Genomic DNA, 23267 nt, shown 5'->3' with positions numbered 1-23267 from the left:
CGTACGGGATCGATGCCCGCTGCGTCCGTGGCCGCGCCGGTCCGGGCGGCGGGCACGAAGGGGGCACCGTGCACGGATCGTCGGTGACCGGCTGGCTGCTGGTGGCGCTGTGCGCCGCCACGGGCGGGTACTGCCTGGCGCGGGTGCGTACGGGCACCGCCGCGCAGCGGACCCAGGCGCGTGGCGGGGCGCTGATGGGGCTCGGCATGGCGGTGATGGCGCTGCCCGCTTCGGTGGTGGCGCAGCCTGTCCGGCTGTCGTGGGGGTACGCCGTGGTCTTCGGCACGGCGGCGCTGTGGGAGCTGTGGCACCGGCATCCGCACCATGCGATCGGCTCCGCCACGATGGTCTACATGGCGCTGTCGATGGCGTCGACGATGCCGATGGCGGGGATGCCGGCCGGTGGCGCGGCGCACGCCGGGCATGCGGCGGCGGGCGGCCTGCCGCTGCTGACCGGCCTGCTGCTCGGCTATTACGCGGTGTTCGTGATCGTCGCGGGTCTGCGGCTGATACCGGCGGGCTCCTTGGTGGCGGGCGCGGGGTCCGTGGCGGCGGGGGCGGTGGCGGCCGGATCGCCGCCGGTTTCCGTGGGGGCGGCGGGGCGGTCCGACGTGGTCGGCGCGTGCGGGATCGCCATGGGGATCGGCATGTTCGCGATGCTGATGACGCTCTGACGGCCGCTGTCCGCCCGCCGGTCCGGTGCGCGGTCGCCCGGTCCTGCCCCGTCGGCGCCCGGTCCTCGCCGGCGGTCGGGCCACACGCACCTCGGGGGTGGCGTACGTCACTTCCGGCGCACGGCCGTACCACCCGGTAGCCGGGCGCTCATAGGCTGGCCGCATGATGGTCCCCCTCGCGCTGATGATCCTCGGCGTGCTGGCCGCGTCGATGGCGCCGCGGCTGATGGCCCGTTCCGACTGGCCCGACCGCGAACCGGTGCTCGCCCTGTGGGTGTGGCAGTGCGTGGTCGCCGGTGTCCTGCTGTGCTGCGCGCTCGCGATGTCGCTGAGCGCAGCCGCCGCGTGGGAGGCCGTGCGCGGCCCGGTGTTCGGCTTCGCGCCGCGTGTGGTCGTGGAGGCGTACGCGCTCAACGCGTACGGACCGTGGGCCGGATCGCTGGCGCTGCTGCTGGCGGGCGGCGCGGCGTGGACGGGTCTGGTGCTGACCCGCGAGGTACGCGCGGTGCGGGCCCGCCGCAGGCAGCGCAGGGCCGATCTGCTGCGGCGCTCCCCGCTGCTGCCGGGCGAGGAGCGGTCCGGCGACCGTCTGATCGTCCTGGAGGGTGACCGCCCGGAAGCCTGGTGGCTGCCACACTCCTCGCCCCAACTGGTCATCACCACCTCCGCGTTGCGGCGCCTGAAAGGGCGTCAGCTCGATGCGCTGATCGCCCACGAGCAGGGGCACGCCCGCGCCCGGCACGATCTGCTGCTGCACTCGGCTTCGGCGCTGGCCGTCGGCTTCCCGCAGATCCCGGTCTTCGCCGCGTTCCGCGACCAGGTCCACCGGCTGGTCGAACTCGCCGCCGACGATGTGGCGTCGCGCCGCTTCGGCCGGCTGACCATCGCCCTGGCGCTGGTCGAACTCAACGAGGACCGCGGTGTGTTCGGGCCCTGCCCGACCCAACACGCGCAGGTACCGCAGCGGGTGGACCGGCTGCTGGCCCCGGCGGCCCGCTTCACCCCCGGCCGTCGCATCCGGATGACGGCCTGTGCGGCCCTGGTGCCCGCCGTGCCGCTGCTGATCACGTTCGTGCCGGGGCTCAGCGCGCTGACCCACTGACCAGGGAAATTCGCGGACACACCCCGGAGACGGATCCCGGAGAAGCGTTCGGCACGCCCGTGCCGTGGCGGACGGTGACCGCTGTCGGCGAGGATCGGCGCATGGTATCGACGCCGCACCCCGCCGCCGTGGTCCGACCCGTGGCGGCGGCGGTCGCCGTGGCATGCGCCGCGTCCGCCGCCCTCGTCCTGCTGCTCGTCGTGGTCCACTGGCAGCCGCTGGTCGCCTGCGACACGGCCCTCGCGAACGGGCTGCACCGCGCGGCAGTCGACGCGCCCGGCTGGACGCGGGTCAGCAGGCTGCTCACCGACTGGCTGTGGGATCCCTGGACCGTGCGGGCCGGCCTCGCGGTGGTGGTCTGCTGGCTGGTGCGCCGCGGCGAGTGGCTGCCCGGCGTCTGGGTGGCCGCAACCTCGCTGGCGGGCACGGCAGTTCAGCAGGGTCTGAAGGCGGTGGTGGACCGGGCCCGTCCCGTCTGGCCCGACCCGGTGGCATCGGCGCACTACTCGGCCTTCCCCTCCGGGCACGCCCTGTCGCTGACGGTCGCGGGCGGCCTGGCCCTGTGGCTGCTGCACCGGCACGGCGCCGCCAGGGTGTACCGGACAGCGGCGGCGGTGACGGTGGGGGTGTCGATGCTCGGCGTCGGGTTCACCCGCGTCCACCTGGGGGTGCACTGGGCGTCCGACGTCGTCGGTGGGTGGCTGCTGGGCGGGGCGGTGGCCGCGGGCTCGGTGGCGGCCCACGCCGCGTACGAGCACCGGCGGGGCGCGGCGGGCCGCGGGGAAGCGGCGGGAACCTGACCGGCGGGCCCGGCGGGGCGGGCAGGATGGCGGGCATGACGATCGAGGCCGTGCTCTTCGACTTTTCCGGAACGCTGCTGCACATCGAGTCCGTGGACTCCTGGCTGCGCGCGGCCCTGCGCGCCACCGGCACCGCCATGGCGGAAGCGGACATCCGCCGTGCCACCGCGGAACTGGAGCGGGCGGGCGCCCTGCCGGGCCATGTCCCTCCCGTCGAGGTCCCGGACGAGCTGGCGGAACTGTGGCTGACCCGCGACAGTGACGCCGCCCGGCACCGTGCGCTGTACACCGCGCTGGCGCGCCGCGTCCCGCTGCCGGACCCCGAGTTGTACCCGGCGCTCTACGAGCGTCACAGGACGCCGGACGCGTGGCTTCCCTATCCGGATGCCGTCGGCGTCCTGGCGGAGCTGCACCGGCGCGGCATCCGTATCGGCGTGGTCAGCAACATCGGCTGGGACCTGCGGCCGGTGCTGCGCGCCCACGGCCTGGACCGCTTCCTGGGGTCGTGCGTGCTCTCGTTCGAGCACGGCATCCAGAAGCCGGACCCGCGTCTCTTCGGCGTCGCCTGCCGGGAGCTGGGGGTCGCGCCCGCCGACACCCTGATGGTCGGCGACGACCGGCGGGCCGACGGCGGCGCGACGGCGCTGGGCTGCGGCTACCTGCCGGTCGACCCGCTGCCCGTCGAGCGGCGTCCGGACAGCCTGCGCCCGGCCCTGGATCTGGTGGGGTGAGCCGCCGGGTCAGCCGCCCCGCCATCCGCCGCCCGCTGCCGGGCCCGCCGCCCACTCCCGCAGCGCGCCGAAGTCGCCGGGCCGCAGGCCGACGGCCGGGTCGACGCGGTGCAGCAGGGCGCGGCCCGCGTGGTGCAGGGCGACCCAGTCGCGGTCGTGCGCGCTGATCTCGTCGTCCACCCAGGCGAACGGGCGGCCCGCCGCGACCTCCACGAGGCGGCGGGTCTTCCAGTGCACCTCTTCCCCGTCGTCCCGGCCCAGCGGCGGCCACTCCACGTACGGGAGGTCAGGCAGTCCCAGCACCGGGGCGATCCAGGTGTTGGCGTCGGCCTTCCAGGTCGTGGCCCACACCAGGCGGAACCCGAGGGCGAGCAGCAGCGGGCCGTGCCGCGGGTCGAGCCGGACCAGTAGCGCCGGGACCGGTGGCTCCCAGCCCGTGGGGCGCATGGCCAGGGTGCGGTATCCGGCCCGCTCGATCCGTTCCGGATCCGCCCGCCACGGATTGAGCGGGCCGTCGACGTCGAGGAAGAGGATCGGACGCGGGACAGTCACGGGTTCGATGATGCTCCCCCCTGCCGTGCGGACGCGACCGTTCCCCCGCCGTCCGGCCCCCCGGCCGGTGCCGCCTACTCGGGGGCGCGGAGGGGCTCCCCGCGGCGGTACGCGGCGGCGGCCTCCCGGTAGCGGCGGTGCTCGGCCGCGTGGTCGGGCAGGTCGCCGGGGTGCGCGCCGCCGATGGCGAAGAACCGGTCGAGGGCGTCGTTGGCGCCGGTGGCGTGGGAGCCGGAGCGGGGCAGCATGGTCGCCTCGTAGCGGGTGACGGCCTCGTCGGCGGTGGCCGCCGCGGCGAGCGCACCGGCCAGTTCGGCGCCGTCGAGCATGGCGAGGTTGGCGCCGAAGCCGCCGAACGGGGACATCAGGTGGGCCGCGTCGCCGAGCAGGGTGACGCCGGGGGTGTGCGGCCAGGTGAGCGGGGCGGGCAGGGTGTGGATCGGGCGGTTCAGGTATCCGCCGTCGCTGTCGGTGAGGAAGGGCAGCAGCTGCGGGGCCCAGCCGTCGAACTCCCGCAGCAGGAATTCCCTGACGGCGACCGCGTCGCCGAGGTCGATGCCGGCCCTGGTGTGCCAGTCGAGGCCGGTGCGCAGGGCGACGAAGCCGCGGATGCGGCCGTTGCTGTTGCGCTGGGCGATGACGGCCCTGCCGTCGCCGTCGTTGGCGAACAGGTGCCCGTCACCGACGAGTTCGGCGATGCGGGGGTGGCGGCGCTCGGCGTCGTCGAAGCTGACGTCGAGGAACGAGACGCCGCTGTAGCGGGGCACCGCGTCGCTCACCAGCGGGCGGACCCGTGACCAGGCGCCGTCGGCGCCGATCACCAGGTCCGCTTCGGCGGTGGCGCCGCCCGCGAACTCCAGGCGGTGCGCGCCGCCGCCGAGCGGGACGGCGCGGACCAGCTTGTGTCCCCAGCGCACGGTGCCGGGTGCGACGTGCGCGGCGAGCAGGGCGCGGAGCTGTCCGCGGTCGATCTCGGGGGCGGCTTCGTCGCCGTCGTCGGGTGCGAAGGAGCCGAGCACGGTGCCGTGGTGGTCGAGCCTGGTCTTGGCCTGGCCTTCGGGCCGTGCCAGCGCGGTGAAGGCGTCGAGCAGCCCGGCGTCCTCCAGGGCGATCTGCCCGGAGTCGGTGTGCAGGTCGAGGGTGCCGCCGGAGTCTCGGGCGTCGAGGGAGGCGTCGGCGTCGTAGACCGTGACGTCGATGCCGTGCCGTTGCAGGACGCGGGCGCACAACAGGCCCGCGGGGCCCGCGCCGACGATGGCTGTGCGGGGGGTGGGTGTGGTCTTCACGGTGGACTTCCCTTGCTCTGGGTGGCGGTCGTGGTGGCGCGGGCCCGGATCGGTGTGGCCCGTGGGAGGGCGTCGTGATCGGCCCGTTCCTGAGGTTTCGGCGGGAGTGGTGCATGCCGGAGAGCCGCGCTTACTGAACGGGCGGTCGGTAAGGTGAAGCTAGCTGAACGGTCGGTCGGTAAGCAAGTAGGATGGGACCGGAAACGGGCGGCCACGAGAGGACCAGCAGCAATGACGACCCCCACCGGGAAGGACCGGCGCTCCGGCGCCCGTACCCGCGAGGACATCCTTCGCGTCGCCCTGAAGCTGTTCACCGAGAAGGGCTTCGAGGCCACCTCGATCCGGGACATCTCGGAAGCCCTGGGGCTCACCAAGTCGGCGCTCTACTACCACTTCCGGAACAAGGAGGAGATCGTGGTGAGCCTGATGGCCGGGCGCCGCGCCGACCTCGACGCGCTCGTCGCATGGATCACCGCGCAGCCCAGGACCCCGGATCTGCCGCAGCGCGCGGCCCTGCGGTGGATGACGGACACCACCACCGAGCACCTCCAGGCCATGCGCCTCGCACAGGCCAACCAGCCCCTCATGCGGCGGCTCGCGGGCGAAGGCAAGGACGTCCGCTCGGCCTTCGACACCGTCGTCGGTCTCCTCGCCGGCGAGGACGCGAGCGCGGTGGACCGCCTCCTCATCCGCATGACCTTCGACACCACCGCCGCCGCACTCCTCGCCGCGAAGGGCACGGACGCGGGGCCCGACGACGTCATCGCGGCCGCCCGGCGCGCCAGCCACGCCCTCGCACGGGCCGCGACGGGCGACGGGCGGCAGGAGCCGGACAGCGGCGCGCAGGGGCGGGATCCGGCGGCATGACCCGTCTCGCCCGGGACTCCGGCACGCGGCGAACAGCCGGGCGTTGCAGATGAGTTGACGGTAACTTAGGCTACCCTAACTAGCGCGGGACCGGGTGGGACGGGCGCCATAGGGAGCCGCCGTACCCCCGCCGGACTCTGCCCGCGACACTGCCGAGCAGAAGGGTGTTCCCATGGCATCGGACGGGTCGACGTCGTACGAGGTCCCCGCGGAGACCGGGGCACGGAGGACGGTGACGCAGCTCGCCCTCGGGTCGATGGCCGCTCAGGTGCTCGGCGCCGCCACCAGGCTGGGGATCGTCGAGAAGATCGGCGACGCGGAGCGCACCGCCGACGAGCTGTCGGCCGCCTGTGCGGCGCAGCCGCAGGCCATGGGGCGGCTGTTGCGCGCACTGGCCGCGCTGGGCGTGCTCGCCGAACGGGCGCCCGGGAGGTTCGCCGTCGCACCGGCCGGGGAGGCGCTGGACAGCCGCCGCCCCGAGTCACTGCACGCCTTCGTCCGGCTGTTCACCGACCCGGTCGTGCTGCGCGCCTGGGACCTGCTGGACGAGAGCGTACGGACCGGCGAGACGTCGTTCGACGGGATCTTCGGCACCGACTTCTTCGGGCATCTCGCCGAACAGCCGGAGCTGTCCGAGCAGTTCAACTCCGCCATGAGCCAGGTCACCCGCGACACGGCGGAAGCCCTGCCCGCGGCCTACGACTTCGGGCGGTTCAGCACCGTGGCCGACATCGGGGGCGGCGACGGCACCCTGCTGGCGCCGGTACTGCGGGCGCATCCGGCGCTGCACGGCATCATCTTCGACCGCGCGGAGGGGCTGGCACAGGCCGGGGCGACACTGGAGCGGGCCGGTCTTGAGGGGCGGTGTTCGCTGGTGGCAGGGGACTTCTTCACCGGCGCCCCGGAGGGCGCGGACCTCTACGTGCTCAAGAGCGTGATCCACGACTGGAACGACGAGCGCTGCACGGACATCCTCCGCCACTGCCGGCGCGTCATCCCGGACGACGGGCGGTTGCTCATCATCGAGCCCGTGCTGCCGGACGTGGTGGATCCGGCGGTCGCCGGCATCTATCTCAGCGACCTCAACATGCTGGTCAACATCGGGGGCCGGGAGCGCACCCGTGACGAGTTCGCGCAGCTGTGCCGCGGTGCGGGCTTCGCCGTCCGGAGCGTGACGCAACTGCCCGCGCCCAGCCGGTTCTCCCTCATCGAGGCCGAGCCCGCCTGACCGCCGGCGGCCGTCCCTCGCGCAACTCGGTGCCTCCGTAAGGAAGTCGGGGGCACCGAGCTGCGCCTGGCTCTTGCCATCCGTCGGCCCGGCACCTCCCCCACCAGCACGTGTTAGGTTAGCCTTACCTAATTGACACTCACTCACTGAGGGGATCCGGCGTGCGGGAAACCGAACTCTCCGGGCGGACGGCGCTGGTCACCGGCGCGGGCCGGGGCATAGGACAGGCCGTGGCGCGACTGCTGGCCGACCAAGGGGCGCGAGTGGTCGCCGTGGACCGGGACCTGGCCGGCATCGCCGCCCTGGAAACCGCCTACGGACCCGAGCGAATCACCGCCCGCGCCGTCGACATCACCGACCGCACCGCCGTGAACGCCCTGGTCGACGAGGCCGAACAGACCGTCGGCGCCCTCGACATCCTGGTCAACGTGGCCGGCGTGCTGCGCCCCGGAGCCGTCGTCGAACTCGACGACCAGGACTGGGACGACACGTTCGCGGTCAACACCACCGGTGTCTTCGTGCTCGCCCGCGCCGCGGCCCGGAAGATGGCCGGGCGCCGCTCCGGCTGCATCATCACCGTGGGCTCCAACGCGGCGGGCGTACCGCGCGCCGGGATGGCCGCCTACGCCGCGTCCAAGGCCGCCGCCACGCTCTTCACCAAGTGCCTCGGCCTCGAACTCGCCCGCAGCAACGTGCGCTGCAACGTCGTCTCCCCCGGCTCCACCGACACCCCCATGCAGCGGCAGCTGTGGAACGGGCCCGACGCCCGCGACCGCGTCATCGAAGGCGACCTCGACGCCTACCGCGTCGGCATACCACTCGGCCGGATCGCCGAGCCCACCGACATCGCCGAGGCCGTCGGCTTCCTCGTCTCCGACCGGGCCCGCCACATCACCATGCACGACCTGTACGTGGACGGCGGCGCGACGCTGCGCGCCTGACCTTCCGTCCCGCCCCCCTGCCGCTTCACCGAAAGGCCGCCCGTCATGGCGCTCCCCGCCATCGCTCCTTACCCCATGCCCGCCCCCGACGACCTGCCCGCGAACCGGGTCGACTGGACCGTGGATCCCCGCAGAGCCGTCCTGCTCGTCCACGACCTCCAGAACTACTTCCTGCGCGCCTTCACCGAAGGGGCCGCGCCGGTCACCGAACTCCTCGACAACGTCGGCCGGCTGGCGGCGAGCTGCCGGGCCGCCGGGATCCCCGTCGTCTACTCCGCGCAGCCGGGCGGCCAGAGCCCCGCCGAGCGCGGGCTCCAGCAGGACTTCTGGGGCCCCGGCCTGCCGGACGACCCGGACGCCGCGGCCATCGCCGCGCCGGTCGCCCCGCAGGACGGCGACACGGTCCTCACCAAGTGGAAGTACAGCGCGTTCGTCCGCAGCGACCTCGCCGAGCGGATGCAGGCCCAGGGCCGCGACCAGCTCGTCGTGGTCGGCGTCTACGCCCACATCGGCGTGCTGATGACCGCCTGCGACGCGTGGATGCGGGACATCCAGGCGTTCGTCGCCGCCGACGCGGTCGCCGACTTCTCCGCGGCCGACCACCACGAGGCGCTGCGCCGGGCGGCCGGCACCTGCGCGGTCGTCACCACCACCGACACGCTCGTCCGGCACACCGAGGGGTTCTGAACGCCATGGCGCTGACACTCCAGCAGATACGCGAGGACGTCGCCGACACGCTCGGCGAGGACCCGGCCGACGTCCCCGACGACGAGAACCTCGTGGACCTGGGCCTCGATTCGATCCGCATCATGACCCTCATCGGCCGCTGGCGCCGCGAACACGGCGTCGAGACGGCCTTCGTCGACCTCGCCGAACACCCGTCGATCGAGACCTGGGCGGCCGTCCTGGGGGTCACCTCGTGACCACGGCCCCGGCCGCCCCACCCGAGGTACGGAGCCTGCCGCTGACCGCCGCGCAGGCCGGTATGTGGTACGCGCAGCACCTCGACCCCGACAGCCCCGCGCAGAACACCGCGGAGTGTCTGGAGATCCGCGGACCGCTCGACCCGGTGCTCTTCGCCGAGGCGCTGCACCGCACCGTCGGCGAGACGGACGCGCTGCGCGTGCGCATCGAGGAAACCCCGGACGGGCCACGGCAGTTCGCCATCGACATCGAGCCGCCGGGGCACGGCTTCCCGCTGTACGCGGCCGATCTGCGCGACCAGGGTGATCCGTCGGCGGTCGCCGGGTCCTGGATGCGGGACGATCTCGCGCGCCCCTTCGACCTCGCCGCCGGGCCGCTGTTCCGGCACGCCCTCTTCCAGGTCGGCGACGACCACTGGCTCTGGTACCAGCGCGTCCACCACATCGTGCTCGACGGCTTCGGCTACGCCCTGGTGGCCCGTCGTGCCGCCGAGGTCTACCGCGCGCTCGCCGCCGGTGACACGCCAGGGCCCAGCCCGTTCGGCAGGCTCGGTGACCTCGTCGCCGATGACGCCGCCTACCGCGCGTCCGACGCGCGCGAGGCCGACCGCGCCCACTGGCGTGACACCTTCGCCGACCGCCCCGACGTGCCGGGCCTCGCCGGACGCACCGCGCTGCCGCAGCGGACCTTCCTGCGGCAGACCGCCAGGATCGACACCGGGCTCACCGGCAGGATCGAGAAGCTGGCCGACGAGATCCGCGCCACCTGGCCCGAAGTCCTCATGGCCGCCCAGGCGTTGTACGTCTCGCGCGCGACCGGCAGCGCCGGCGTCGTGCTCGGCGTGCCGATGATGGGCCGGATGGGCTCAGCGGCGCTGCGCATCCCCGGCATGGTCATGAACGTCGTGCCGCTGCGGCTGCACGTCACCCCCGCGACGACCTTCGCCGAGCTGACCCGGCAGGTCGTCCTCGGCGTCCGCGCGGCCCGCCGTCACCAGCGCTACCGCTACGAGGACATCCGCCGTGACCTGGGCCTGCTCGGCGAGGGCAGGGCGCTGGTCGGCCCGCTGGTCAACGTCATGCCCTTCGACTACGGGCCCGACTTCGCCGGCGCGCCGTCCGAGGCGCACAACCTCTCCGCGGGACCGGTCGAAGACCTGACCGTCAACGTCTACGACCGGGGTGACGGCGCCGGTCTCCGCATCGACCACGACGGCAACCCGGCGCTGTACGGGCAGGCGGAACTCGCCGCCCACCAGGAGCGGTTCCTGGAGCTGCTGGGCCGGGTCACGGACGGCGACCCGCACCGTCCCCTCGCGGCCCACGCGCTGCCGACCGCAGCCGAACACACCACGGTCGTCGAGGAGTTCAACCGCACCGCACGCCCGCTGCCGCCGACCACGCTCATCGGCCCCATCGAGGCGCAGGCGGCCCGCACCCCGGACGCGCCCGCGCTGGTGGACGGCGGCCTGACCCTCAGCTACCGGCAGCTCGACGGGCGCGCGGGCCGGCTCGCCCGGCATCTGGTCGGCCAGGGTGTCGGCCCCGGATCGGTCGTCGCGCTCGCCCTGCCCCGCTCGGCCGATCTGGTCGTCGCGCTGCTGGCCGTCCTCAAGGCGGGCGGTGCCTATCTGCCGCTGGACCCGGACTACCCGGCACAGCGGCTGCGGTACATGACCGAGGACGCGGCGCCGGTCTGCGCGGTGACCGACGTGCCCGGACGGCTGCCGGACACCGGCCTGCCGCAGGTCGTCATCGAAGGGCTCGACCTGTCGGGCCACCCGGACCTCACCCCGCCGCGCGCGCTGACGCCGCAGCACCCGGCGTACGTCATCTACACCTCGGGGTCGACCGGCAAGCCCAAGGGTGTCGTGGTCCCGCACTCCGCGATCGACAACCGGCTGCGCTGGATGCAGGACACCTACCAACTGGGCGCCGGTGACCGGGTGCTCCAGAAGACGCCCTCCGGGTTCGACGTGTCTGTCTGGGAGTTCTTCTGGCCGCTGCGGGAGGGCGCCACCCTGGTGCTCGCCGCGCCCGGCGGCCACAAGGACCCGGCGTACCTGGCCCGCCTCATCCGCGAACAGGCCGTCACCACCTGCCACTTCGTGCCGTCGATGCTCCAGGTGTTCCTCACCGAGCCGGACGCCGCCGGGTGCACCGGGCTGCGGCGGGTCTTCTGCAGCGGCGAGGCGCTGGCCCGCGAGACGGCGCAGGAGTTCGCCCGGGTGCTGCCCGGCGTGCCGCTGCACAACCTCTACGGGCCGACCGAGGCGGCCGTCGACGTGACGTACCACGCCTGCCGGCCGGGCGACCGGGGTCCGGTGCCGATCGGGCGGCCGGTGTGGAACACCCGGCTGTACGTCCTGGACGCGGCACTCGCGCCGTGCCCGCCCGGCATCGCCGGTGAGCTGTACCTCGCGGGCGACCAGCTCGCCACCGGCTACCTCGGCCGCCCCGCACTCACCGCGACCCGCTTCGTGGCCGACCCGTACGGCCCGCCCGGCACCCGGATGTACCGCACGGGCGACCTGGCCCGGTGGACGGCGGACGGCGAGGTCACCTACCTGGGGCGCACCGACCACCAGGTCAAGCTGCGGGGGCTGCGCATCGAACTCGGCGAGATCGAGGCCGCGTTGGCCGCCGACCCTGCGGTGTCCGCCGCCTGCGCGCTGGTCCGCGAGGACCGTCCTGGCGATCAGCGGCTGGTCGGCTACGTGACGGCGGCTGACGGCCAGGACCCCGACCCCGATGCGCTGCGCCGCCGGCTGGCCGCCGCGCTGCCCGACCACATGGTGCCAGGCGCCTTCGTGGTCGTCGACGGTTTCCCGCTCAGCCCGAACGGCAAGCTGGACCGTGCCGCGCTGCCCGCGCCGGAGAGTGCGGCGGGCGGCGGGCGGGCGCCGCGCAGCCATCAGGAAGAGACCCTGGCGCGGCTGTTCGCCGACGTGCTCGGCCTGCCGTCGGTCGGTGTGGACGACGCGTTCTTCGACCTGGGCGGCACCTCGCTGCTCGCGGCGCGGCTGGTCACCCGGGTGCGGGCGGCGCTGGGCACGGAGCTGACCATCGGCACCGTGTTCCGGGCGCCGACACCCGCCGCGCTCGCCACCGCGCTGGGGGCAGGCGACGGCGGCGTGGACGACGCCCTGGGGGTGCTGCTGCCGCTGCGCGCCCACGGGGACCGCACCCCGCTGTTCGTGCTGCATCCGGCGGGCGGCATCAGCTGGTGCTACTCCGGTCTGCTCGCCCGGCTCGGGCCGCGCCAGCCGGTCCACGGCCTTCAGGCCCGCGGTCTCGCCCGTGACGAGGAACTGCCCGCGACGATGGAGGAGATGGCCGCCGACTACGTCGCGCAGATCCGCCGGGTGCAGCCGGAAGGACCCTACCGGCTGCTCGGCTGGTCGGTCGGCGGGGTGCTCGCGCACACCGTCGCGGTACTCCTCCAGGAGGCGGGCGCCCGCGTCGAGTTGCTGGCCCTGCTGGACGCCTATCCGTCGGACCAGTGGCGCGATCAGGCCGTGCCCGACGAGACGGACGCGCTGACCGCGCTGCTGCGGATGGCGGGGTTCGAGCGGGGCGGCGAGCTGACCCGCGCGGACGTGCTCGCCACCCTGCAACGCGAGGGCAGTGCCCTGGCGGGTCTTTCCGAGCGCACCCTGTCGGCGGTCGTGGACATCGTGATCAACAATGCCCGGCTGATGCGGGCGCACGACCACCGCGTCTTCGACGGCGATGTGCTGTTCTTCACCGCGGCGGCGCCGCGCGCCGAGGACTGGCTGTCCCCCGACGCCTGGCAGCCGTACGTCGACGGTGCCCTTCAGCTGCACGACATCGACTGCCTGCATCCGCAGATGACCCAGGCACCCCATCTGGACACGATCGCGGCGCGGCTCGCGGCCAGGCTTGAGGAGTTGGACGGATGACCCGCAGCTCGCCCTTCGACCCGACGGAATCCGACGCCGCCACCCATCTGGTACTGGCCAACGCCCTGGGCGAACGGTCCTTGTGGCCGTGCCCGGTCGCGGTACCGGCCGGCTGGGTTGCCGAGTACGGACCCGCCTCGTACGCCGCGTGCCTGCGGTTCGTGGAGGCCGGCCGCAGTTGAGGAACCGGGCGCTGTCCGGCCGGTCTCGGGGGGCCGGCCGGGCAGCGCTCCTTCTTCCGCCTGTCTTCCGCTCCCGCTACTCGCTCTTCCTCTGCAGGGCGAAGCTGAGGTTCACCTCGTCGCCGTCCACTCCGGAGACCTCGACCGTCATCGGCTTGCGCGCACCGTCGAAGACGGCGGTGCACCGCACGCTGTCCCCCTTCTCGGCGTGCAGGCCGTGCGGGCAGCTCACCGAGTCCGGCGCGTCCCCGGAGAAGGGGCGGCCGAAGTCCTCCGCGGCGTGCTCCTCCACCTCGTCGCGCGGCACCATGTGCCCGGCTCCGCTCGCGGTGGCGACCGAACCGTCGCCCCCCATGTTCCACCAGACGCTCACCGCGCCGGCCGCCACTACGGCGGCCACGGCCAGGGCGATGACAATGCGCTTCATATGGTGCTCCTCGCATCCCGTTCCGGCCGGTACCTCCCGGCTGCTGTCCGTCAACCCTGCGTCCCCCTCGCCCGGTTGATCGGACGAGAGGGACAGGGGAACACGGAGGGAGACGCAGGAACGGACGGGAGGGTTCCGGGACGCCCGCCGTCAGGTGGCGGGGGCGGGCCGCCGTGCAGCCCGTCGGCGTACGCCTCCTACAACCGTCCCGACCTGCGCTCCCGCAGCAGCAGCCAGGCCAGGTACACGCCGCCGGCCACGCCGGTCACCACACCCACCGGCAGGATCGCCGAACCGGAGATCCGCTGCGTGGCCCAGTCGGCTCCGGCGATCAGCACCGCCCCCATCCAGGCCGCGGGCAGCAGGTTGGGTCCTGCCGAGCGGGTCAGGCGCCGGGCCAGCTGCGGTGCGGCCAGGGCGATGAACGGGACGGGCCCGGCCGCGGCCACCGCCATCGCGGTCAGCCCGGTTCCGGCGGCCAGCAGCACGAGCCGGCTGCGTTCCGGCGCGATGCCGAGTGCGGCGGCCGTGTCGTCGCCCATCTCCAGCAGGGCGAGGCGCCGCGCGTACAGCACGACGACCGGGACCAGGGCGACGAGTCCCAGGGCGGCGACGGACACGTCGCTCCAGCCGCGGCCGTTGAGCGAACCGATCATCCAGGTGGCGGCCTGCGCCGCCTTGCCGATCTCCGCACGGACGTAGAGGAAGCTGGTGGCCGCGCCCAGCACGGCCGACGCGCCGATGCCGACCAGGACGAGCCGGTAGCCGTGCACCCCGCGCTTCCAGGCCAGCAGGTAGACCGCCGCGGCCGTCGCGAGGCCGCCGCAGACCGCTCCCAGCGCGGTCTGCGGCGCGCCGGCGTCCAGGATGATGATGGCGACCAGCGCACCGGCCGACGCGCCGTTGCCGAAGCCGATGATGTCCGGGCTGCCCAGCGGGTTGCGGGACAGCGACTGGAACACCGCGCCTGCCGTCCCCATGGCGAAGCCGACCAGCAGTCCGTCGAGCGCCCGCGGCAGCCGCAGGTCGAGCACGATGAAGTCGGCGCCCGGCGGCCCGTTGCCGGCCAGGGTCCGCAGCACGTCCCAGGGACCGAGCGCGTAGCGTCCGGTGCCGATGGACAGGACGGTGACCACGGCCGCCAGGAGCGCCAGGGTCGTGCAGACCAGCAGGGTGCGCCGGTCGAAGCGGAGCGAGCGGCCCGATCCGGTGCGCACGTGGTCGCGGGCGACCGTGACGTTTTTGAGCAGGGTCACAGCTGGGCCACCTTCCGCTGCCTGACCAGATGGATGAAGAGGAGTCCGCCGAAGAAGGCGGTGACGATGCCCACTTCGATCTCCGAAGGCGGTACCACGACCCGGCCGACCACGTCGGACGCGAGCATCAGGACCGGTGCGTACACCGCGCAGGCGGGGAACATCCAGCGGGGGTCGGGTCCGGTGAAGGCCCGTACGGCGTGCGGGATCATCAGGCCGATGAAGCCGATCGGCCCGCACACGGCGGTCGCGGCGCCGCACAGCAGGGTGATGGCGGCGATGGCCAGCACCCGGGTACGGGCCACGTTGGCGCCCAGCGCCTTGGCGGAGTCGTCGCCGAGTGACAGCGCGCCGAGCGGCCGGGCGACGAGCATCGCGAGCAGCGCCCCGGCCAGCAGCACCGGCAGCGCCTTGACCAGCAGTCCGGCGTCCCGTCCCGCGAGGGTGCCGACGGCCCAGTGCCGCATGGTGTCCAGCGCGCTCATGTCGACCATCTGAAGGCCGTTGACGTAGCCGAACAGCGCGGCGTTGACGGCGGTACCTGCCAGCGCGAGCCGGACCGGGGTGGCGGCGCGGCTGCCGCCGAGCATGTTGACCAGGACGGCGGCGAGCGCCGCGCCGGCCAGCGCGCACCACAGGTAGATGTCGAAGGACCGCACCCCGAACAGGCTGATCGCGGTGACCACGGCGGCCGAAGCGCCCGCGTTCACGCCCAGCAGCCCGGGGTCGGCCAGCGGGTTACGGGTCAGCGTCTGCATGACCGCGCCGGCGACGCCGAGTGCGGCGCCCACCGCGATGCCGATCAGGGTGCGGGGCAGCCGCAGCCTGCGGATGATCGCGTCGTTCTCGGTGCCCGACGGGTCGAACAGGCCCGTCCAGACGTCGTGCAGCGGGATCTGCTTGCTGCCGATGGCCAGGCTCGCGGCGGCCACCGCGATCAGCAGCAGCACTCCGACGAGCAGCCCGCCGGCGCGCAGCGAGGTGCGCCGGCGGGTGGGGTTCGCGTCCCGGTCGGTGGTGCCGGGCAGGTCGGTCGTCGTGGTCATGCGGTGCGTTCCGCCCCGGGCAGGGCGCCGCGCAGGCGCAGGCAGTCGTCGTACGACGGCAGGATGCCCTGCCGCTCGGCTTCCCGGAGGGACGGTGCGGCGGCGTCCTTGGGCGACAGCAGCGGTGTGGTGTCCTGCGGCCAGTCGATGGCGAGGTCCGCGTCGAAGGGGTCGACGGCGTGTTCGCGCAGCGGCTGGTAGCCGGTGGAGCACAGGTAGACGACGGTGGCGTCGTCGGTCAGGGCGCAGAAGCCGTGGCCGAGCCCTTCGGCCAGGTGCAGGGCGGTGCCTTCGGCGGCGTCCAGACGTACCGCCTCCCAGGTGCCGTAGGTGGGCGAGCCGCGGCGCAGGTCGACGACGACGTCGAGGATCGCGCCGCGCACGCAGCTGATGTATTTGGCCTGTCCCGGCGGCACGTCGGTGAAGTGGATGCCGCGCACGGTGCCCTTGCGGGAGACGGAGCAGTTGGCCTGGGCGGGTCTGGGCGGGTGGCCGACGGCGTCGCCGAACTCGTCGGCGCGCAGCCACTCGTGGAAGCTGCCCCGCTCGTCGTGGTGGACGGCGGGTGTGCGCACCCAGGCGCCTTCGATGCTCAACGGGCGCATCGGGCCCCCCTTTCGGACGCGGGCCGGTGGGCGCCCGCGGAATCGGTTGCGGAATCGGACGGGGTAGGTGCGGGGGACGGGTCGGCGAGGGCTTCGGCCAGTGCGGTCCGCCAGGGGCGGGGCGGGGTGAGTCCGGCCTGCTCCCAGCGGGCGTGGCCCAGGACGCTGAACGCGGGCCTGGGTGCGGGCCGTTGGAGTTCGGTGCTGGGCATCGGCCTGACCAGTTCCTCGTCGGCTCCGGTCAGCCGGAAGACTTCCCTGGCCAGGCCGAACCAGGTGGTGCGGCCCGCGGCCGTGGCGTGGAAGACGCCCGCGGCGCGGTCGGCGGGCAGGCGGCCCAGGGCGAGCAGCCGGCCGGCGACGTCGCGGGCCCAGGTGGGCTGTCCGTGCTGGTCGTCGACGACCCGCATGCCCTCGCCCGCCGCCGCCTTGCGAGCCGCGGTGGTCACGAAGTTGCGGCCGTGCCCGGCGTACAGCCAGGCGGTGCGCACCACCGTGCCCAGGTGCGGGAGTTCGGCGCGCACGGCCTGTTCGCCGGCGAGTTTGCCGCGGCCGTAGGCGGTGCGGGGTGCGGGCTGCGCGTCCTCGGGGTAGGGCGTGCCGGCGTCGCCCGCGAAGACGTAGTCGGTGGACAGGTGCAGCAGGCGGGCGCGGGCGCCGCCGCAGGCGCGGGCGAGGGTGCGGACCGCGTCGCCGTTGACGGCCCGCGCGGCGGCTTCGGCGCTCTCGGCACCGTCGACGTCGGTCCAGGCGGCGCAGTTGACGACGACGGCGGGCCGGGCGCAGCGCAGGGCGCGACGTACCGCGTCGGGGCTTGTGAGGTCGAGGTCGGCGCGGGTGAGCGGCAGGACGGGCTGCCCGGTGCGGCGCAGCAGGGCGGTGACTTCCCTGCCGAGCATGCCGTCGGCGCCGGTGATCAGCCAGCCGGTCACCGCTGCCACCAGTCCCGGTGGGTGCGGTACCAGTCGACGGTTTCGGCGAGGCCCGCGTCGAAGGTGTGCTGCGGCCGGTAGCCAAGCTCGGTGCGGATCTTGGTCCAGTCGACGGAGTACCGCTGGTCGTGGCCCTTGCGGTCGGTGACGTGCTCGACGCGGTCCCAGGACGCGCCGCAGGCGTCGAGCAGCCGGCCGGTCAGTTCGGTGTTGGTCAGTTCGGTGCCGCCGCCGATGTTGTAGATCTCGCCCGGCCGTCCGCCGTCGAGCACCAGGCGCAGGGCGCGGCAGTGGTCGTCGACGTGCAGCCAGTCGCGGACGTTGCTGCCGTCGCCGTAGAGCGGGACGGTCCGGCCTTGCAGGAGCCGGGTGGTGAACAGCGGGATGACCTTTTCCGGGTGCTGGAACGGGCCGTAGTTGTTGGAGCAGCGGGTGACGCGGACGTCCAGGCCGTGGGTGCGGTGGTAGGCGAGGGCCAGGAGGTCGGAGCCCGCCTTGGAGGCGGCGTAGGGCGAGTTGGGCGCCGGTGGTTCGGTTTCCGTCCAGGAGCCGTGGGCGACGGAGCCGTAGACCTCGTCGGTGGAGACGTGCACGAAGCGCTGGATGCCGGCGGCGACGGCGGATTCCAGGAGGGTCTGGGTGCCCAGGACGTTGGTGGAGGTGCATTCCGTGCCGGAGTCGATGGACCGGTCGACGTGGGATTCGGCGGCGAAGTGCACCACCGCGTCGTGGTGGTGCAGCAGCGCGTCGACCAGTGCGCGGTCCCTGATGTCGCCGTGCACGAAGTCGAGGCAGGGGTGGCCGAGTACGGGGGCGAGGTTGGCGATGTTGCCCGCGTAGGTGAGGGCGTCGAGCACGGTGACCGCGGAGGTGCGGGCGGGGCCGAGCAGGGTGCGGACGAAGTGGGAGCCGATGAAGCCGGCCCCGCCGGTGACGAGAAGGCGCATGTGGGGGCTTTCGCTTGGGGAGGTCAGGAGGTGAGCCGGACGTGGCTGTGGTCGCCGAGTACGAGGCGGTGGGCGCGCGGTGCCCGGTCGGCGCCGGTGACGCGGACGCCGCGGCCGATCAGTGAGCCCTCGATGCGCCCTGCGTGGGCGATGTGCGAGCCGCTCAGGACGATGGAGAACTCGACTTCGCTGCTGGTGATCACGCAGTCGTCGGCCACCGATGTGGAGGGGCCGACGTAGGCGTCGGTGACGACGCTGCCGCGGCCGATGACGGCGGGGCCGACGATGCGGGAGCGGATCACCCGGGCGCCGGCCTCGACCCGTACCCTGCCGATGAGTTCGCTGTCCGCGTCGACCGTGCCGTCCCTGGCGGGGTCGACGTCCTCCAGGACGGAGCGGTTGACCTCCAGCATGTCCGTGACGTTGCCGGTGTCCTTCCAATAGCCGCTGATGACGGTGGGGCTGACGGTGTGCCCTTGGTCGACGAGCCACTGGATGGCGTCGGTGATCTCCAGTTCGCCGCGGGCCGAGGGGCCGATGGCCCGTACCGCGTCGTGCACGGCGGGGGTGAAGAGGTACACGCCGACCAGTGCCAGGTCGCTGCGCGGCGCGGCGGGCTTCTCCTCCAGGCGCGTCACGCGGCCTTCGGTGTCGAGTTCGGCGACGCCGAAGGCGGTGGGGTCGGCGACCTTGGTGAGCAGGATCCCGGCGTCGGGGCGGTCGGCGCGGAAGCCTTCGACGAGTTCGGTGATGCCGCCGACGATGAAGTTGTCGCCGAGGTACATCACGAAGTCGTCGTCGCCGAGCCAGTCGCGGGCGATGAGCACGGCGTGCGCGAGGCCCAGCGGGCGCTCCTGGGGCAGGTAGCTGATCTCGGCGCCGAAGCGGGTGCCGTCGCCGACCGCCGCCTCGATCTCGGGTGCGGTGTCGCCCGTGACGATGCCGATCTCGGTGATGCCTGCCGCGACCAGCGATTCGATGCCGTAGAAGAGCACCGGCTTGTTGGCGACGGGGACGAGCTGTTTGGCGGAGGTGTGGGTGATCGGCCGCAGTCTGCTGCCGGTGCCGCCTGCCAGGACGAGTGCCTTCACGGTTGGTTCACTCCCGTTGTGTGCGGGGCGTCGGTGGCGGCGCCCGCGGTGTAGTGCTGCCACAGTCCGGCGTAGCCGCCGCCGGCGGCGAGCAGTTGCTCGTGGGTGCCCTCTTCGGTGATGCGTCCGCCGTCGAGGACGACGATGCGGTCGGCGCGGGCGGCGGTGGCCAGCCGGTGGGCGACGACGACGGTGGTGCGGCGGCCCGCGGCCCGTTCCATGCCGCGGGCGACGGCCTCTTCGGTGGCCGGGTCGAGCGAGGCGGTGGCCTCGTCGAGGAGCAGCAGCCCGGGGTCGACGAGTTCGGCGCGGGCGAGGGCGATCAGCTGGCGCTGTCCGGCGGACAGCGACTGGCCGCGCTCGCCGACGGGCTGGCGGAAGCCGTGGGGCTGGGCGGCGACGGTGTCCAGGGCGCCGACCGTGCGGGCCGCGGTCTCCACCTCGGCGTCGGTGGCGTCCGGACGTCCGTAGCGGATGTTGTCGGCGAGGTCGCCGGTGAACAGGTGGGCTTCCTGCGGGACGTAGCCGAGCAGCCTGCGGTAGCCGGCGGCGGGCCAGCGGCGGATGTCGGTGCCGTCGACGGTGATGTGTCCGGTGCCGGGGTCGTGGAACCGTGCCAGCAGTTTGATCACCGTCGACTTGCCCGCGCCGGTCGCGCCGACCAGGGCGACGGTCTCGCCGGGCGCCACGCGCAGCCCGGTGGGGTGGAGCGAGGGCCGGTCGGCGCCCGGGTAGGTGTGGGTGACGTCGTGCAGGACGACCTCGCCGGTCAGCCGGCCGGGCAGCGGCGCGGGTTCGTCGGGTTCGGCGACGGTGGACGGGATGCGGAGCAGTTCGACGGTGCGGCGCAGGCCGACGGATGCCTGCTGGTAGCTGTCGAACGCCATGGACAGCTGCTGGACGGGGGCGAAGAACATCCCGAGGTAGAGCATGAAGGCGACCAGTACGCCGGGGCTCAGGTCACCGGATGCGACCTGGCCCGCGCCCACCAGCAGGACCAGGGCACGGGAGAGTTCGGCGCAGAGGTTGACGGCGGGGAAGTAGACGGAGGCGTAGCGCTGGGCGCGCAGCCGGCTGGCGCGGTAGGCGTCGGAGAGCTTGTCGAAGTCCTGTGCCGAGCCTGCCGTGTTGGACTGGGCCTGGGCGGTGCGCAGGCCGCTGACGTTCTCCTGGAGGCTGGAGTTGACCTCGCCGATGCGGCGGCGTGCCTCGTCGTACGCGGCCGAAGACAGCCGCCAGAAGACGGCGGTGGCGATGAGCAGGACCGGCAGCAGGGCGAGCGCGGCGAGGGCCAGCGGCGGGTGGACGGCGATCATCGCGCAGACCGCGCCGGTGACGGTGGCGAGCGAGGCGACGGAGGTGAGCAGTCCGGTCTGGAGGAAGGAGGCGAGCGCGTCGATGTCGTTGACGATGCGGGTCATGATCGCGCCGCCGCGTTCGCGTTCGTAGAAGTCCATGCCGAGCCGCTGGAGCTGGGCGAAGGCGCGGACCCGCAGGCCGAACAGGACGCGTTCGCCGGCCCGTCGGGTGATCCGGCCCTGGAGGGTGAAGGCGGCCCAGGCGATGGCCACCGCGAGAGCGGCCAGCAGGGCGGACACGGTCAGTGCGGTGCCGTCGTGGGCGCTCACGCCGTCGTCGAGGCCGCGGCGTACCAGCAGGGGCAGGGCGACCCCGGCTGCGGTGTCGACGGCGAGCAGGGCGAGGCCGAGCAGCAGTGGCAGCCGTACCGGGCGCAGCAGCCGGCGCAGCGAGATGTGCGGGTCGGGGGCGCGCAGCGGGCCGGGGGCGAGGTCCGGGTCGTGGTCGGGGGCGCCGGCCAGGCCCGCGGGGTCCTGGTCCTGTTGTTCGGGCCAGAGTTCGGGGGTGACGCCCTCGTCGGTGTGCTGCCGGGTGCGGGTGCGTTCGTCGACGGAGCCGCCGGTGCCGGCCAGCAGTTCGCGGAAGACGGCGCAGCGGGCGGTGAGTTCGTCCTGGGTTCCGCAGTCGACGAGGCGTCCGGCGTCGAGTACGGCGATGCGGTCGGCGAGGGCGAGGGTGGCGCGGCGGTGGGCGATCAGGACGGTGGTGCGGTCTTCGGCGACGGCGGCCAGGGTGGCCTGGACGGCGGCTTCGGTGGCCGGGTCGACGGCGGATGTGGCGTCGTCGAGCACCAGGACGCGCGGGGCGGACAGCAGGGCGCGGGCGAGGGCGATGCGCTGGCGCTGTCCGCCGGAGAGTGCGAGGCCGCGCTCGCCGGTCTCGGTGGCGTAGCCGTCGCGCAGTTCGCTGATGAAGGCGTGGGCCCCGGCGGCTTCGGCGGCGGCGCGTACCTCGTCGTCGGTGGCGTCGGGGCGGCCGTAGGCGATGTTGTCGCGGATCGAGCAGGAGAAGAGGAACGGGTCCTCGAAGAGGGTGCCGACGGCGGAGCGCAGCGAGGCGAGTTGAAGACCGGTGAGGTCGGTGGCCTCCCCGGGTCTGCCGAGGCGGACGCTGCCTGACTGGGGGTCGTAGAAGCGGCTGAGCAGCAGCGAGACGGTGGATTTGCCGGATCCTGGCGGTCCGACGACGGCGAGGGTCTCGCCGGCCCGCACGGTCAGGGACAGCTCGCGCAGGACGGGGTCGCTGGGGGTGTAGCCGAACGTCACGTCGCGCAGTTCGATCTCCAGCGGCCCGTCCGGCACCGGCAGCGCGTCGGGTGCGTCGGTGACGTCGGGCCTGGCGTCGATGAGTTCGTTGACGCGTTCGGCGGCGGCGCGGGCCTGCTGGGCGGTGACGGTGAAGTTGGCGAGCAGCCTGGCGGGGCCTGCCAGCAGCGTCAGGTAGCCGGCGAAGGCGAGGAAGGTGCCGACGTCGATGCTGCCGCGCAGCGCGAGCCAGCCGCCGAACGCGAGGATGCCGACCTGTCCCGCGGCGGGCAGCGCGGCCATCGTCGCGGTGGCGGTGGCCTGGAGGCGGGAGACGGTGATGCGGTGGGCGAAGAGGCGGCGGGCGGCGGCGGTGAGCCGGTCCGTCTCGCGCTCCTCCTGGCCGAATCCCTTGACGACGCGGACGCCGGTGACGGTCTCTTCGACGTGTTCGGCGAGTGCGGCGGCCTGCGCCTGCGCGCCGCGGGTGGCCGGAACCAGGCGGGTGCGGCTGCGGGCCGCGGTGAACGCGAGGGTGGGGACGACGGTCAGTGCGACCAGGGTCAGCGGCGCGGAAAGCCAGAGCATGGCGCAGGCCGAGACCAGGAAGAGGGCACCGACGCCGATCGGGATGGGGAGCATGCCGAGCAGGACCTGGACCTGTTGCAGGTCGCTGTTGGCGCGGGAGACGACCTGGCCGGTGCGCAGGGCGTCCTGCTGGACACCGTCGTACTGCTGCACCGCGCCGAAGACCTGGGTGCGCAGCCGGTGCTGGACGGCGAGGGCGAGTTTGCCGGCGGCGAACCTGCGGGTGAACTCGGCCCCGAACTGGACGAGGGCGAGGGCGGCGAGCAGGGCGACGAGCGGGCCGATGCGGTCGGTGTGGCCTTGGACGGCGTCGTTCACCGCGAGGCCGGCGAGCAGCGGTCCGAAGGCTTCGAGCCCGGTGCCGAAGACGGAGCTGAGGAGGACGGCGGTCAGGAGCAGGGGGTGGCGGCGGCAGGCGGCGGCGAGCCTGCGTATCCAGCCGGGTGGCGTTGCTGATCCGGTAAGCACGAACTTAGCTTAGGCTAAGCTAAGTAGTGATTGTTCCGGGGCGACCCGATTCCGTCGGACGAGACGGGCGAAATCCCGGCCACCCTCAGGCCGCG

At 73.7% G+C, this 23267-nt stretch carries 21 protein-coding genes; 11 read left to right on the top strand and 10 right to left on the bottom strand.

Features of this window, described 5'->3' with window-relative positions; all coding sequences use genetic code 11:
• The first annotated feature begins 68 nt into the window (after window positions 1–68).
• The 4 genes from ACGFNI_RS30060 to ACGFNI_RS30045 all read left to right on the top strand — a co-directional run bounded on the left by ACGFNI_RS30060 (window position 69) and on the right by ACGFNI_RS30045 (window position 3307).
• Window positions 69–674, top strand: coding sequence for a DUF5134 domain-containing protein (locus ACGFNI_RS30060; protein WP_393687951.1), 606 nt, complete (start codon window positions 69–71; stop codon window positions 672–674).
• A gap of 163 nt (window positions 675–837) precedes the next feature.
• A complete protein-coding gene (locus tag ACGFNI_RS30055) occupies window positions 838–1776 on the top strand; it encodes a M56 family metallopeptidase (protein WP_393687949.1) in 939 nt (312 codons plus the stop codon).
• A gap of 101 nt (window positions 1777–1877) precedes the next feature.
• Window positions 1878–2576, top strand: a complete 699-nt coding sequence (locus ACGFNI_RS30050) for a phosphatase PAP2 family protein (RefSeq protein WP_393687947.1) — start codon at window positions 1878–1880, stop codon at window positions 2574–2576.
• Between the two features lie 35 nt (window positions 2577–2611).
• On the top strand, window positions 2612–3307 hold the full coding sequence (locus ACGFNI_RS30045) for an HAD family hydrolase (protein WP_393687945.1): 696 nt from the start codon (window positions 2612–2614) through the stop codon (window positions 3305–3307).
• Window positions 3308–3316: 9 nt separating this feature from the next.
• On the opposite strand, the gene ACGFNI_RS30040 is transcribed toward ACGFNI_RS30045, so the two are convergent.
• Entirely contained in the window at window positions 3317–3859 is a 543-nt protein-coding gene (locus ACGFNI_RS30040; RefSeq protein WP_393687944.1) for an HAD domain-containing protein, read from the bottom strand.
• Window positions 3860–3933: 74 nt separating this feature from the next.
• Window positions 3934–5145: an FAD-dependent oxidoreductase gene (locus ACGFNI_RS30035; RefSeq protein ID WP_393687942.1), complete on the bottom strand. Its 1212-nt coding sequence runs from the start codon at window positions 5143–5145 to the stop codon at window positions 3934–3936.
• Window positions 5146–5376: 231 nt separating this feature from the next.
• On the opposite strand from ACGFNI_RS30035, the gene ACGFNI_RS30030 reads away from it, so the two are divergent.
• The 7 genes from ACGFNI_RS30030 to ACGFNI_RS30000 all read left to right on the top strand — a co-directional run bounded on the left by ACGFNI_RS30030 (window position 5377) and on the right by ACGFNI_RS30000 (window position 13209).
• The gene (locus ACGFNI_RS30030; RefSeq protein WP_393687940.1) at window positions 5377–6012 is read left to right on the top strand and encodes a TetR/AcrR family transcriptional regulator; all 636 of its coding nucleotides are present in this window, start codon (window positions 5377–5379) and stop codon (window positions 6010–6012) included.
• A gap of 172 nt (window positions 6013–6184) precedes the next feature.
• The gene (locus ACGFNI_RS30025) at window positions 6185–7240 is read left to right on the top strand and encodes a methyltransferase (protein ID WP_393687938.1); all 1056 of its coding nucleotides are present in this window, start codon (window positions 6185–6187) and stop codon (window positions 7238–7240) included.
• Between the two features lie 161 nt (window positions 7241–7401).
• Entirely contained in the window at window positions 7402–8181 is a 780-nt protein-coding gene (locus ACGFNI_RS30020) for a 2,3-dihydro-2,3-dihydroxybenzoate dehydrogenase (protein WP_393687936.1), read from the top strand.
• Window positions 8182–8226: 45 nt separating this feature from the next.
• Complete coding sequence (locus tag ACGFNI_RS30015; RefSeq protein ID WP_393687934.1) at window positions 8227–8868, top strand: isochorismatase family protein; 642 nt, start codon at window positions 8227–8229, stop codon at window positions 8866–8868.
• Window positions 8869–8873: 5 nt separating this feature from the next.
• Window positions 8874–9104, top strand: a complete 231-nt coding sequence (locus ACGFNI_RS30010; RefSeq protein WP_393687932.1) for a phosphopantetheine-binding protein — start codon at window positions 8874–8876, stop codon at window positions 9102–9104.
• Window positions 9101–13027, top strand: coding sequence for an amino acid adenylation domain-containing protein (locus tag ACGFNI_RS30005; protein ID WP_393687930.1), 3927 nt, complete (start codon window positions 9101–9103; stop codon window positions 13025–13027). Before ACGFNI_RS30010 ends, ACGFNI_RS30005 begins: the two co-directional genes overlap by 4 nt.
• Window positions 13024–13209: an MbtH family NRPS accessory protein gene (locus ACGFNI_RS30000; protein ID WP_393687928.1), complete on the top strand. Its 186-nt coding sequence runs from the start codon at window positions 13024–13026 to the stop codon at window positions 13207–13209. Before ACGFNI_RS30005 ends, ACGFNI_RS30000 begins: the two co-directional genes overlap by 4 nt.
• Before the next feature lie 76 nt (window positions 13210–13285).
• Here the strand turns inward: ACGFNI_RS30000 and ACGFNI_RS29995 are convergent, their stop codons facing one another.
• The 8 genes from ACGFNI_RS29995 to ACGFNI_RS29960 form a co-directional block, all read right to left on the bottom strand.
• On the bottom strand, window positions 13286–13636 hold the full coding sequence (locus ACGFNI_RS29995) for a DUF4333 domain-containing protein (RefSeq protein WP_393687926.1): 351 nt from the start codon (window positions 13634–13636) through the stop codon (window positions 13286–13288).
• Between the two features lie 197 nt (window positions 13637–13833).
• Window positions 13834–14892, bottom strand: coding sequence for a FecCD family ABC transporter permease (locus tag ACGFNI_RS29990; RefSeq protein WP_393687924.1), 1059 nt, complete (start codon window positions 14890–14892; stop codon window positions 13834–13836).
• Window positions 14889–15938 (bottom strand): FecCD family ABC transporter permease, encoded by a 1050-nt coding sequence (locus ACGFNI_RS29985; RefSeq protein WP_393687922.1) that lies wholly within the window; start codon window positions 15936–15938, stop codon window positions 14889–14891. The genes ACGFNI_RS29990 and ACGFNI_RS29985 overlap by 4 nt, the downstream gene beginning before the upstream one ends.
• Window positions 15935–16543, bottom strand: a complete 609-nt coding sequence (locus tag ACGFNI_RS29980) for a dTDP-4-dehydrorhamnose 3,5-epimerase family protein (protein ID WP_393687920.1) — start codon at window positions 16541–16543, stop codon at window positions 15935–15937. The genes ACGFNI_RS29985 and ACGFNI_RS29980 overlap by 4 nt, the downstream gene beginning before the upstream one ends.
• Complete coding sequence (gene rfbD, locus ACGFNI_RS29975; protein WP_393688033.1) at window positions 16531–17475, bottom strand: dTDP-4-dehydrorhamnose reductase; 945 nt, start codon at window positions 17473–17475, stop codon at window positions 16531–16533. The genes ACGFNI_RS29980 and rfbD overlap by 13 nt, the downstream gene beginning before the upstream one ends.
• Complete coding sequence (gene rfbB, locus ACGFNI_RS29970) at window positions 17472–18422, bottom strand: dTDP-glucose 4,6-dehydratase (RefSeq protein WP_393687918.1); 951 nt, start codon at window positions 18420–18422, stop codon at window positions 17472–17474. Before rfbB ends, rfbD begins: the two co-directional genes overlap by 4 nt.
• A 23-nt stretch (window positions 18423–18445) precedes the next feature.
• The gene (locus ACGFNI_RS29965; RefSeq protein ID WP_393687916.1) at window positions 18446–19513 is read right to left on the bottom strand and encodes a glucose-1-phosphate thymidylyltransferase; all 1068 of its coding nucleotides are present in this window, start codon (window positions 19511–19513) and stop codon (window positions 18446–18448) included.
• Window positions 19510–23172: an ABC transporter ATP-binding protein gene (locus ACGFNI_RS29960; RefSeq protein ID WP_393687914.1), complete on the bottom strand. Its 3663-nt coding sequence runs from the start codon at window positions 23170–23172 to the stop codon at window positions 19510–19512. The genes ACGFNI_RS29965 and ACGFNI_RS29960 overlap by 4 nt, the downstream gene beginning before the upstream one ends.
• Window positions 23173–23267: the final 95 nt, after the last annotated feature.

The organism is Streptomyces sp. NPDC048644 (assembly GCF_043199105.1).
In the GTDB taxonomy this organism is placed as follows: domain Bacteria; phylum Actinomycetota; class Actinomycetes; order Streptomycetales; family Streptomycetaceae; genus Streptomyces.
The sequence above is the reverse complement of the archived record's forward strand: the minus strand, read 5'-3'. Positions and strand labels throughout refer to the sequence as shown.

Bases quoted from the DNA above. Each gene is read 5' to 3' on its own strand.
- ACGFNI_RS30055 (WP_393687949.1), top strand. From the start codon at position 838: ATGATGGTCCCCCTCGCGCTGATGATCCTCGGCGTGCTGGCCGCGTCG.
- ACGFNI_RS30050 (WP_393687947.1), top strand. From the start codon at position 1,878: ATGGTATCGACGCCGCACCCCGCCGCCGTGGTCCGACCCGTGGCGGCG.
- ACGFNI_RS30045 (WP_393687945.1), top strand. From the start codon at position 2,612: ATGACGATCGAGGCCGTGCTCTTCGACTTTTCCGGAACGCTGCTGCAC.
- ACGFNI_RS30030 (WP_393687940.1), top strand. From the start codon at position 5,377: ATGACGACCCCCACCGGGAAGGACCGGCGCTCCGGCGCCCGTACCCGC.
- ACGFNI_RS30025 (WP_393687938.1), top strand. From the start codon at position 6,185: ATGGCATCGGACGGGTCGACGTCGTACGAGGTCCCCGCGGAGACCGGG.
- ACGFNI_RS30015 (WP_393687934.1), top strand. From the start codon at position 8,227: ATGGCGCTCCCCGCCATCGCTCCTTACCCCATGCCCGCCCCCGACGAC.
- ACGFNI_RS30010 (WP_393687932.1), top strand. From the start codon at position 8,874: ATGGCGCTGACACTCCAGCAGATACGCGAGGACGTCGCCGACACGCTC.
- ACGFNI_RS30000 (WP_393687928.1), top strand. From the start codon at position 13,024: ATGACCCGCAGCTCGCCCTTCGACCCGACGGAATCCGACGCCGCCACC.
- ACGFNI_RS29995 (WP_393687926.1), bottom strand. From the start codon at position 13,636: ATGAAGCGCATTGTCATCGCCCTGGCCGTGGCCGCCGTAGTGGCGGCC.
- ACGFNI_RS29985 (WP_393687922.1), bottom strand. From the start codon at position 15,938: ATGACCACGACGACCGACCTGCCCGGCACCACCGACCGGGACGCGAAC.
- ACGFNI_RS29980 (WP_393687920.1), bottom strand. From the start codon at position 16,543: ATGCGCCCGTTGAGCATCGAAGGCGCCTGGGTGCGCACACCCGCCGTC.
- rfbB (WP_393687918.1), bottom strand. From the start codon at position 18,422: ATGCGCCTTCTCGTCACCGGCGGGGCCGGCTTCATCGGCTCCCACTTC.